9 protein-coding genes are annotated in these 11,538 nt (G+C 67.8%); all 9 read left to right on the top strand.

The annotated features are described in order from the left end of the window. Nucleotide 1: 1 nt before the first annotated feature. The 9 genes from QO207_RS02415 to QO207_RS02455 all read left to right on the top strand — a co-directional run bounded on the left by QO207_RS02415 (nucleotide 2) and on the right by QO207_RS02455 (nucleotide 11,529). Complete coding sequence (locus tag QO207_RS02415; protein WP_138213566.1) at nucleotides 2-1,162, top strand: acyl-CoA dehydrogenase family protein; 1,161 nt, start codon at nucleotides 2-4, stop codon at nucleotides 1,160-1,162. A 10-nt stretch (nucleotides 1,163-1,172) separates the two neighbouring features. Next, a complete protein-coding gene (locus tag QO207_RS02420; protein ID WP_301479211.1) occupies nucleotides 1,173-3,260 on the top strand; it encodes an acetate--CoA ligase family protein in 2,088 nt (695 codons plus the stop codon). 93 nt (nucleotides 3,261-3,353) lie between these two features. Then, the gene (locus QO207_RS02425; RefSeq protein ID WP_301479213.1) at nucleotides 3,354-4,964 is read left to right on the top strand and encodes a 5-guanidino-2-oxopentanoate decarboxylase; all 1,611 of its coding nucleotides are present in this window, start codon (nucleotides 3,354-3,356) and stop codon (nucleotides 4,962-4,964) included. A gap of 55 nt (nucleotides 4,965-5,019) precedes the next feature. Continuing rightward, nucleotides 5,020-6,210 carry a pyridoxal phosphate-dependent aminotransferase gene (locus QO207_RS02430; RefSeq protein WP_301479215.1) on the top strand — a complete coding sequence of 397 codons (1,191 nt, stop codon included), beginning with the start codon at nucleotides 5,020-5,022 and terminating at the stop codon, nucleotides 6,208-6,210. Further along, nucleotides 6,203-7,621, top strand: coding sequence for an aldehyde dehydrogenase family protein (locus tag QO207_RS02435; protein WP_301479216.1), 1,419 nt, complete (start codon nucleotides 6,203-6,205; stop codon nucleotides 7,619-7,621). Before QO207_RS02430 ends, QO207_RS02435 begins: the two co-directional genes overlap by 8 nt. A 74-nt stretch (nucleotides 7,622-7,695) precedes the next feature. After that, the gene (locus tag QO207_RS02440) at nucleotides 7,696-8,400 is read left to right on the top strand and encodes an NAD(P)H-dependent oxidoreductase (RefSeq protein WP_301479218.1); all 705 of its coding nucleotides are present in this window, start codon (nucleotides 7,696-7,698) and stop codon (nucleotides 8,398-8,400) included. A 412-nt stretch (nucleotides 8,401-8,812) separates the two neighbouring features. Next, nucleotides 8,813-9,748: a LysR family transcriptional regulator gene (locus tag QO207_RS02445; protein WP_301479220.1), complete on the top strand. Its 936-nt coding sequence runs from the start codon at nucleotides 8,813-8,815 to the stop codon at nucleotides 9,746-9,748. A gap of 181 nt (nucleotides 9,749-9,929) precedes the next feature. Further along, nucleotides 9,930-10,124, top strand: coding sequence for a hypothetical protein (locus QO207_RS02450; protein ID WP_301479222.1), 195 nt, complete (start codon nucleotides 9,930-9,932; stop codon nucleotides 10,122-10,124). 409 nt (nucleotides 10,125-10,533) lie between these two features. Beyond that, nucleotides 10,534-11,529, top strand: coding sequence for a hypothetical protein (locus QO207_RS02455; RefSeq protein WP_301479224.1), 996 nt, complete (start codon nucleotides 10,534-10,536; stop codon nucleotides 11,527-11,529). Nucleotides 11,530-11,538: the final 9 nt, after the last annotated feature.

Consider the following 11,538-nt stretch of genomic DNA (forward strand, 5'->3'; position numbering starts at 1 on the left):
GATGGATTTCCAACTGACCCAGGAACAGGAAATGCTCGTCGAGGCGGTCAAGGCTTTCGTCGAGAAAGAGCTGCTGCCCTACGAGGAAGAAGTGGACCGTGCCGACGCGGTGTCCCCCGAGCTGGCCGCGAAGATTCGCGGCAAGGCCCTGGCGGCCGGCTTCTATGCCTTCAACATGCCCGAGGAAGTCGGCGGCGGTGGCCTCGACTACCTGTCCCAGGCGCTGGTCGAGCGCGAGCTGTCCAAGGTCTCCTGGGCGCTGCACGTGTTCGTCGCGCGGCCCTCGAAGATCCTCATGGCCTGCAAGGGCGAGCAGATCCAGGACTACCTGCTGCCGGTGGTGCAGGGCGAGAAGATCGACTGCTTCGCCCTCACCGAACCGGGCGCCGGCTCCGACGCCAACTCGATCAAGACCCGCGCCGTGCGTGATGGCGAGGACTTCGTGATCAACGGCTCCAAGCACTTCATCAGCCACGCCGGCCACGCCGACTTCGCCATCGTCTTCGCGGTGACCGACACCTTCGAGCGCAACGGCAAGAAGCGCAACGCCGTGACCGCCTTCCTGGTGGACAAGGGCACTGCTGGCATGACCGTGCGCCGTGGCCCGAAATGCGTGAGCAACAAGGGCTACCACACCTACGAAATCTTCTTCGATGACTGCCGCGTGCCGGCCTCCAAGGTACTCGGCGAAGTCGACAAGGGCTGGGAAGTGGCCAATGCCTGGCTTACCGCCGGCCGCGTGATGGTCGCCGCCAACTGCGTCGGCCAGGCCCAGCGCGCGCTGGACCTGGCGCTGCAATGGTCGGCCGACCGCAAGCAGTTCGGCGCCGCCATCGGCAGCTACCAGGGCATCTCCTTCAAGCTCGCCGACATGGCCACGCAGATTCGCGCCGCCGAACTGATGACCCTGCACACCGCCTGGAAGATGGACCGCGGCAGCATGACCGACGGCGAGGCCGGCATGGCCAAGCTGTTCGCCAGCGAAGTGCTGGGCAAGGTCGCCGACGAGACCGTGCAGATCTTCGGCGGCATGGGCCTGATGGACGAAGGCCCGGTGGAGCGCATCTGGCGCAACGCGCGCATCGAGCGCATCTGGGAAGGCACCTCGGAAATCCAGCGCCACATCATTTCCCGCGAACTGCTGCGTCCGCTGCTGCGCTGAGGCCCGTGCGATGAAACGCGAAAACCTCCAGCGCCTGCTGGCGCCCCGGCACCTGGCCTTCATCGGCGGCCGCAGCATGGCGCGCGCGCTCAAGCGTTGCGCCGAAGGTGGCTTCGCCGGCCCGATGTGGCTGGTCAACCCGCAATACGACGAACTCGAAGGCGTGCCCTGCGTACGCAGCATCGCCGAACTGCCCGAAGGGCCGGATGCGGTGTTCGTCGCCACCAACCGCGACCTGACCGTGCAGGCCGTGGCCGAGCTGGCCGCCAAGGATGCCGGCGGCGCCATCTGCTACGCCTCCGGCTTCGCCGAGACCGGCGCCGAGGGCGAAGCCCTGCAGCGCCGACTGCTCGCCAGTGCCGGCGACATGGCCCTGCTCGGCCCCAACTGCTACGGCCTGCTCGACTACCTGCACGGCTCCGCGCTGTGGCCGGTGGCCCACGGCGGGCACCTGGTGGAGAAGGGCGTGGCGGTGCTGACCCAGAGCGGCAACTTCGCCTACAACCTGTCCATGAGCGACCGCTCGCTGCCCATCGCCTACATGGCCTCGGTGGGCAACCAGGCGCAGCTGGGCGTGGCCGAACTGATGGACGTGCTGCTCGACGAGCCGCGCGTGACCGCCATCGGCCTGCACCTGGAAGGCCTGAAGAACGTCCCCGGCTTCGCCCGCGCCGCCTTCAAGGCGCTGCAGAAAGGCATCCCGGTGATCGCCCTGAAGACCGGCGTTTCCGAGATCGGCGCCGAGCTCGCGCTCAGCCACACCAGCTCGCTGGCCGGCTCCGACGCGCTGTACGACGCGCTGTTCGATCGCCTCGGGGTGATTCGCGTCAGCGGCCCGGTGAGCTTCATCGAAACCTTGAAGGCCGCCGCCTGCGGCAACCTGCCGGCCGGCCCCAGCCTGGCCGCGCTGGCCTGCTCCGGTGGCGACGCCGGGCTGATCGCCGACTACGCCGAGCGCAACGGCCTGAGCCTGCCCAAGCTGGTCGACGCGCAGCGCGCCGAACTGGCCCAGGTGCTGCCGGACTACGCCAACATCGCCAACCCGCTGGACTTCACTACCGCCATCTGGGGCGACGGCCCGGCGCTTGACCGCATGCTCGACAGCGCCTTGCAGACCCCGGCCGATGCCGCGCTGCTGGTGCTGGACTACCCCGGCGAAGAAACCGGCGAGCGCCCGCAGTGCGACCTGCTGCTGGAGCTTTATTGCGCCGCGCTGAAGCGCCACGACAAGGTCGGCTTCATCGCCTCCGCCTTGCCGGAACTGCTGCCCAAGCATGCCCGCGAACTGCTGCATTCCCATGGCGTCGCCGCACTGCAAGGCGTGGAAGATGGCCTTGCCGCCTGGGGTCGCATCGCCCACTACCGCCAGCGCCGTGATGCACTGCTGGCCCGTGGCGAAGCCGCGCTGGTGCCGCTCTGCCCGCAGGCGCTGGACAGTGAAGGCCGGCTGCTGGATGAGTGGCAGTCCAAGCAGGCGCTGAAACCCTTCGGCCTGCCCCTGCCGCGCGCCGCCCTGAGCACGCCGACCCAGGCCCGCGAAGCGGCGACCGATGTCGGCTTCCCGCTGGCACTGAAAGTGGTCAGCGCGCAGCTGCCGCACAAGACCGAAGCTGGCGGCGTGGCGCTCAACCTGCGCAACGAGGCGGCGCTGGAAGCTGCGCTGTTCGACATGCGCGAGAACATCGCCCGCCACGCCCCCGGCGTGCCCTTCGACCAGGTGTTGCTGGAGCGCATGGCCAATCCGCCGCTGGCCGAGCTGATCGTCGGCATCAAGCGCGAGAACGGCTTCGGCCTGGCGCTGGTGCTGGGCGCCGGTGGCATTCTCGTCGAGCTGCTCAAGGACAGCCGCAGCCTGCTGCTGCCGACCACTGACGCGGCGATCCGCGACGCCCTGCTGAGTCTGCGCAGCGCGCCGCTGCTCACTGGCTTCCGCGGACGCCCGGCGGTGAACCTGGAGGCACTGGTTGAAGCCATCCGCGCCGTCGCCGACTACGCCTGCGAGCACGTGGACAACCTGCTGGAACTGGACGTGAACCCGCTGCTGGCGGACGCCGAGGGCGCCGTGGCAGTGGATGCGCTGATCCGCACCGCTGAATGACCTGCCTGTAGGCGCGGGCCGCCCGCGAACGAATCCATCGAGGACCGTTCGCGGGCAAGCGCGTTTCTACGAAGAACGCTTCGAGGAGTGAACATGCAGAACGACAAGAAACTCACCGGCGGCCAGGCCCTGGTACGCCTGCTGGCCAACTACGGCGTCGACACCGTGTTCGGCATTCCCGGTGTGCACACCCTGGAGCTGTACCGTGGCCTGCCCGGCAGCGGCATCCGCCACGTGCTGACCCGCCACGAACAGGGCGCCGGCTTCATGGCCGACGGCTATGCGCGCGTCAGCGGCAAGCCCGGCGTGGCCTTCATCATCACCGGGCCGGGGGTGACCAACGCCGCTACCGCCATCGGCCAGGCCTACGCCGACTCGATCCCGATGCTGGTGATCTCCAGCGTCAACCACACCGCCAGCCTGGGCAAGGGCTGGGGCTGCCTGCACGAGACCCAGGACCAGCGCGCCATGACCGCGCCGATCACCGCGTTCTCCGCTGTCGCGTTGAGCGCCGAAGACCTGCCCGAGCTGATCGCCCGCGCCTACGCCGTGTTCGACAGCGAACGTCCGCGCCCGGTGCACATCTCCGTGCCGCTGGACGTGCTGGCCAATCCGGTCGCCCGCGACTGGACCCACGAAGTCGTGCGCCGCGCCGGCCGTGGCCAGCCCAGCAGCGAAGCGCTCAAGCAGGCTGTGGATAAACTCCAGGCCGCCAAGCGCCCGATGATCATCGCCGGCGGCGGCGCGCTGCATGCCGCCGATGCCCTGGCTGCGCTCAGCGAGCGCCTGGCCGCGCCGCTGTTCACCAGCGTCGCCGGCAAGGGCCTGCTGGCGCCGGAAGCGCCGCTGGCCGCAGGCGCCACCCTGTGCACCCAGGCCGGTTGGGACATGATCGCCGAGGCCGACGTGGTCCTGGCCATCGGCACCGAGATGGCCGACACCGACTACTGGCGCGACCGCCTGCCGGTCAGCGGCGAGGTGATCCGCGTCGACGTCGACTCGCGCAAGTTCAACGACTTCTACCCGAGCGCCGTCGCACTGCTGGGTGACTCGAAGGCCACCGCCGAGGCGCTGCTCGCCGCGCTGCCCAGCGGGAGCCGCGATGCCGCAAAAGCACAGTCGCGCATCGCCGAGCTGCGTGCACAGATCGACGGCGGCCATGCGCCGCTGCAACTTATCCACAAGGCGATCCTGGAGCGCATCGCCAAGGTCCTGCCGGACAACGCCTTCATCGCCAGCGACATGACCCAGCTGGCCTACACCGCCAACTACCTGTACCCGAGCAAGGCGCCGCGCGGCTGGCTGCACCCCACCGGCTACGGCACCCTCGGCTACGGCGTGCCTGCCGGCATCGGCGCCAAGTTCGGCGCGCCGGAGCGCCCTGGCCTGGTGCTGGTCGGCGACGGCGGCTTCCTCTACACCGCGCAGGAACTGGCCACCGCCAGCGAGGAGCTGGACAGCCCGCTGGTGGTGCTGCTGTGGAACAACGACGCGCTGGGGCAGATCCGCGACGACATGATCGGCCTGGACATCGAGCCCATCGGCGTCCTGCCGCGCAACCCGGACTTCACCCTGCTCGGCCGCGCCTACGGCTGCGAGATGCGCCAGCCGCAGAGCCTGGACGAACTGGAGCGCGACCTGCGCGCCGGTTTCGCCCATCCGGGCGTCACCCTGATCGAGCTGAAACACGCCTGCGCCCAGTAGGACCCGTTGCACCCGCCGGAGCCCACGGGCTCCGGCGCCTGGAAGGAAGATCACCATGCGCTACTCGAACTTCACCCAACGCATCGCCGGCGACGGCGCCGCCGCCTGGGACATCCACTACCGCGCCCTGGCGCGCATGGAGCAGGGCGACGACATCCTGCTGCTGTCGGTGGGCGATCCGGACTTCGATACCCCGGTGCCCATCGTGCAGTCGGCCATCGACAGCTTGCTGGCCGGCAACACCCATTACGCCGACGTGCGCGGCAAGCGCTCGCTGCGCGAAGCCATCGCCCGCCGTCATACCCAGCGCAGCGGCCAGGCCGTCACCAGCGACGACGTGGTCGTGCTGGCCGGCGCCCAGTGCGCGCTGTATGCCGTGGCGCAGTGCGTGCTCAATCCGGGTGACGAGGTGATCGTCGCCGAGCCGATGTACGTCACCTACGAAGCGGTGTTCGGCGCCTGCGGCGCCAAGGTCATTCCGGTGTCGGTGCGCTCCGAGCACGGCTTCCGTGTGCAGGCCGAGGACGTCGCCGCTCTGATCACCCCGCGCACCCGCGCACTGGCGATCAACAGCCCGCACAACCCGTCTGGTGCCAGCCTGCCGCGCGCCACCTGGGAAGCGCTGGCCGAGCTGTGCATAACTCACGACCTGTGGATGATTTCCGACGAGGTCTACAGCGAGCTGTTGTTTGACGGCGAGCACATCAGCCCGGCCAGCCTGCCGGGCATGGCCGAGCGCACCGCGACCCTCAACAGCCTGTCGAAATCCCATGCCATGACCGGCTGGCGCGTGGGCTGGGTGGTCGGCCCGCAAGAACTCTGCGCACACCTGGAAAACCTCGCTTTGTGCATGCTCTACGGCTCGCCGGACTTCATCCAGGACGCCGCCTGCACCGCACTGGAAGCCAGGCTGCCGGAGCTGGAAGCCATGCGCGAGGCCTACCGCCAGCGCCGCGACCTGGTGCTCGACTGCCTCGCCGATTGCCCCGGCGTGCGCGCCCTGCGGCCGGACGGCGGCATGTTCGTGATGGTCGATATCCGCGCCACCGGGCTCTCCGCCCAGGACTTCTCCGACCTGCTGCTGGACCGCCACGGCGTCTCCGTGCTGGCCGGCGAAGCCTTCGGCCCCAGCGCCGCCGGGCACATCCGCCTGGGCCTGGTGCTGGGCGCTGAGCCGCTGCGCGAAGCCTGCCGCCGCATCGCCCTGTGCGCCGCCGAACTGCTCAAGGAAAAACGCTATGCATGACCGTACGCAGCTCTACATCGACGGCGCCTGGGTGGCGCCGCAAGGGCAGGGCATGGCCGAGGTGCAGAATCCGGCCACCGAAGAAACGGTCGGCCGTGTGCCGCTGGGTGGCGAAGGCGACGTGAACCGCGCGGTGGACGCCGCGCGCCGGGCCTTCCCAGCGTGGTCGCAGGCCCCGTCCCGCGTGCGCGCCGGCTATATCCGCGCCCTCGCCGAACAACTGAAGAGCCGCGCCGACGAGATGGCCGCGCTGATCACCGCCGAGCTGGGCATGCCCGTGCAGTGGTGCCGCATGGTGCAGGTGGACGGGCCGATCGAGGGCCTGGAAAGCTACGCCGCCATGGCCGCGCACATGGACGATGTGCGCGAGGTCGGCAACTCGCTGGTGGTGAAAGAGGCGGTAGGTGTCTGCGCCTTCATCAACCCCTGGAACTACCCGCTGCACCAGTTGATCGGCAAGCTCGCTCCGGCGCTCGCCGCCGGCTGCACCGTGGTGGTCAAGCCGAGCCAGGACACCCCGCTGCACGCTTTCCTGCTGGCCGACATGGTTCACGCCATCGGCCTGCCGGCCGGCGTGTTCAACCTGGTCAGCGGCCCCGGCTCCAAGGTCGGCGAAGCCCTGGCGCGGCATCCCGACGTGGACATGGTGTCCTTCACCGGCTCCACCGGCGCGGGCGTCAAGGTCTCCGAAGCGGCCGCGCCGACGGTCAAGCGTGTGTGCCTGGAGCTGGGCGGCAAGTCGCCGTTCCTGATCACCGCCGATGCCGACCTGGCCGCTGCCGTGCGCCACGGCGTGCAGGACGTGATGATCAACTCCGGGCAGACCTGCACCGCACTGACCCGCATGCTGCTACCGGCCCATCGCTACGCCGAAGCCGTGGAGATCGCCCGCACTGAGGCCCTCGCGCTGAAGATGGGCGACCCGCTGGACGCGGACAGCTTCCTCGGCCCGATGTGCTCGGGCGGCCAGCGCCGCACCGTGCTCGACTACCTGCGCGTCGGCCAGGAAGAGGGCGCGCAGCTGGTCTGCGGCGGCGCCGAGCGTCCGGCTCATCTGGAGCGCGGTCACTACGTACAGCCGACGATCTTCGCCGGGGTGAACAACCAGATGCGCATCGCCCGCGAGGAAATCTTCGGCCCGGTGCTGTGCCTGATTCCCTACGCCGATGAGGCCGAGGCCATCGCCATCGCCAACGATTCGCCATTCGGCCTGTCCAGCGCCGTGTGGGCGGGCGACCGCGAGGATGGCCTGCGCCTCGCCCGGCAGATGCGCGCCGGCCAATGCTTCGTCAACGGCGGTGCCTTCAACTACCGGGCGCCGTTCGGTGGCTACAAGCAATCCGGCAACGGCCGCGAATGGGGCGAGCAGGGTCTGCACGAGTTCGTTGAACTCAAGGCCATTCAGCTCTGATGTTTTCAGCTCCCTCTCCCTCCGGGAGAGGGTTGGGGTGAGGGCAGCCTCTCACTGAGTTTCCAGGAATCCACATGAACGTACTGATCGTCCACGCCCACAACGAACCACAATCCTTCAGCACCGCGCTGTACCAGCTCGCCGAGGAAACCCTGCGCGGCCAGGGCCACGAAGTGCAGGTCTCCGACCTCTACGCGATGAACTGGAACCCGGTGGCCAGCGCCGCCGACTTCGGCGCCCGCGCCAACCCCGAATACCTGGTCTACGCCCTGGAACAGCGCGAAGGTGCCAAGGCCAAGACCATCGCTGCCGACATCCAGGCCGAGCTGGACAAGCTGCTCTGGGCGGACCTGGTGATCTTCAACTTCCCGATCTACTGGTTCTCCGCGCCGGCCATCCTCAAGGGCTGGTTCGACCGCGTGCTGGTCTCGGGCGTCTGCTACGGCGGCAAGCGCTTCTACGACCAGGGCGGCCTGGCCGGCAAGAAGGCGCTGGTGACCGTGACCCTCGGCGGCCGCGACCACATGTTCGGCGACGACGCCATCCACGGCCCGCTGGAAGACATGCTGCGGCCGATCCTGCGCGGCACCCTGGCCTACACCGGCATGAGCGTGCTGCCGCCCTTCGTCGCCTGGCACGTGCCCTACATCAGCAACGAGGCGCGCCAGGACTTCCTGCGCCAGTACCAGGACCGCCTGCAGAACCTGGAGGGCGACCAGCCGCTGGAGTTCGTGCGCCTGGAGCAGTTCGACGAGCGCCTCTACCCGCTGCCGCGCTGAGCTGCTCTTCGTAGGAGCGAGCTTGCTCGCGAACAAATTCCCCGGCGACTCCGGAGTGAAGTGGGTTCGCGAGCAATAACGATGGCGTCCCCCTCGCTCCTACACCATCCGGCTCGACTCCGGTGCTGCGGCCAGAAACGAAAAAGGGCGGTCACCCGAAGATGACCGCCCCTGGAGAAAGAGTCAGTCGCTGCAGCGGATATGCGCGGGGGAGAGGGCCGTCGATTGGTGTATCGGCGACCGTACGATGAGCCTGGTATGCCCAACGTTGCTGCAGCGACTTGTCCGGCACTATACGTGGTAACAATCGCTAAAAAACGACCCTATACTGCGATTCAGTTTTGCGGCGCGGACAACAATGGTTGTCGTCTCCTACAGGCGCCTACGACAAGATCAACAGGCAGGGGGAAGGATGGACGTACTTCACGCGATGCGGGCATTCGTCCGGGTGGTGGATGCCGGCAGTTTCACCGCCGCCGCCAATGCCCTGGGGTTATCCACAGCCCAGGTCTCGCGGGTGGTCTCCGACCTCGAATCGCAGCTCGAAGCGCGCCTGCTGCACCGCACTACAAGACGCCTGGCGCTGACCGAAACCGGTGAGCGCTACCTGCTGCGCTGCCGGGAAATCCTCGCCGATGTCGACGAAGCCCAGGCCGAAGCCAGCGGCGCGCACCTCAATCCCCGTGGCCGCCTGCGCGTGCACTCGCTCACCGGCCTTGGCCAGCAGCACCTGATCCCGCTGATCTCGCGCTACTGCGAGTCCTTCCCCGAGGTCTACATCGAGCTGACCCTGGCCCAGCGCCAGCCGGACATCCTCGAGGAAGGCCAGGACGTGGTGATCACCCGCGACCGCGAACTGCCGGATTCCGAGTTCGTCGCCCAGACCCTGGGCACCATCTACAGCGTGCTCTGTGCCAGCCCCGAATACCTCAAGCGGCGCGGCACCCCGACCAGCGTCGCCGATCTGCACCAGCACACTTGCCTGCGCCTGCAGGACCCGACCTTCCCCGAGGGCTGGGCCTTCGAGGAGGGCAACGAGGAAAGCGTGATCCGCCCGCGCGACACCTTCATGGTCAACGTCGCCGAAGCGCTGACCGGCGCCGCTGCTGCCGGCATGGGTATCTGCCTGTTGCCCAGCTACGTCGCGGCCCCCGCCCTGCGCCGGCGTTCGCTGGTGCGCGTGCTGCCCCGGCACAGCCTGCACGTGCGGCAGATCTATGCGCTGTACCCGTCGCGGCGCTTTCTCGACGCGAAGATCCGCACCTGGGTGGAATTCCTCAAGGCGGAGCTGCCACGGGTATTCGAAGAAGACGAAGCAGCGCTCAACGATCCCGTCAACTGGGCATAAGGCAAAGAGCTAGCGTGGCGCAATGCCGCAGCCGCTCTATATCGGCGTTCCCGGACGATCGGCGCGGATTGTTGCTTTTTAGGCAATGCTTTGTTGGTTAGCTAGCTATTTTTCTACCCACTGTTGCGCCGTAACCTTTCTCCAGACCCGACCAATCGGGAGTTCAGAAAGGATCACCATCATGCCCCGTTCGCTTTATGTTGCTGCCCTGCTGTCCGTTTGCTCGCTGTCCTTCACCCAGCTGAGCTTCGCCGAAGAATCGCGCCTGATGACCGACAAGATGGTCAAGGCCAACGAAGCCGTGATTGCCCAGCAGCAGGCCCAGTCCGCCGAGCAGACCGCCAAGGCCGCCGCTGGCAGCAACGCCGATTCCTGATCGGCCGCTTCCCCCGGGAAGCCCGGTGCGTGAGCCGGGCTTCTCAACACCTTGCGCCGCATAAGACATGCGGCGTTTTTTTGCCCGCGTTTCCGCACCGGCCAGGTGACTGTTACAGATGCTGTAACAGTCTTTCGCTGCCAGTGATCTGTATTCCTGTCTATTCGGTCAATATACTTGACCCAACAGCGCGGCTCTCCAGCCTCGCCGTTACCGGCCTCACCGCCGGCAAGCTTCCCGACGCCGATTCTTGATTGCTCCAGATCGACGTCCGTCTCAAGGCCGCTGCTATCAGCGGCCTTTTTTTATGCCGGTGAAAATCTGCGGACTGACGGCGTGGCCGCGGGCGTGCGGGCTGATAGTCTGGGAGCGCTCCGCGCCCCGCGCGGATTCGACAAGGACGCCACCGATGACCACCGACAATCCCTTTGCCACCCCCCATGCCCCGCTGACTGCCCCCACGGCGAACGTGACGCCGGCCGGCAACCAGCCCTTTCTGTTCGTCATCGCCATGCTGGTGGCGGCGGCGCTGGTGTTCTTCGGCAGCAACGCCGTGCAGTGGATCGCCGACCTGGGCGGCTACCGCAATCGCCTGGTGCAGTACCTGCCGACCATGCTGGTCAACTGGGTGGGCGGGCTGATGTTCTATGCCGCTGCGGTCCTGTTGCTGGCGCACTACCAGCGTGAACGCCACGCTATCGCCCGCTTCCAGCCGCAGACCCTGCTGCTGGTGGGCTTCGGCATCTTCTACGTGATCGCCACGGTGGTGGTCAGCACGCTGGTGTCCTATTTCAGCGTGTCACTCTATCAATGGATATTCACCCAGGAAGGCCGGACCTTGTGGATGGTCCTCTACGGCCAGCTGACTTCGCTGATCAACCTCGGCCTGGGCTGCCTGCTGCCGCTCTGGCTGGTACTGCACCTGGCGCGCTCGCGCTCGGAGCTGCTGGCGCCGGGGCAGCCCGTGGCGCTGCCGTCCTGGCAGGTGGCGCTGGGCGTGGCGCTGTGCTTCACCGCGCTGGTCTACAAGGTGCTGGCCGCGCTGAGCTACAGCGCGCTCTACCTGTACAGCGGCGGCGATGGCTGGCAATCGGTGTTCCTGCTGACCGGCTGCGTGGTGCCATTTGCCGTCGTCATGGCCGCCGTGCAGACGCGCCTGCCGGCGCAGGTCTCGCGCTTCGGCGCGGGGCGGGTGCTGGGCGCGGCCCTGGCGCTGATCCTGGTGTGGGCGGTGGCGATCGTGCTGGTGTCGGTGCTGGTGGCCTTCGCCGCCTACAGCTCGCGCTACTCGGACAGCCTGCCGCTGTACCTGCTGCCGCCGGCGGTCCTGCTGCTGGCGCTGCTCTGGCCGCTGGCGCGCTGGGTCACCGGCTGGTTCTTCACCGAGCAGTTGAGCCGCGCCTGACGAGCTGAC

This window comes from Pseudomonas sp. CAN1 (genome assembly GCF_030462585.1).
Classification (GTDB): Bacteria; Pseudomonadota; Gammaproteobacteria; order Pseudomonadales; family Pseudomonadaceae; genus Pseudomonas.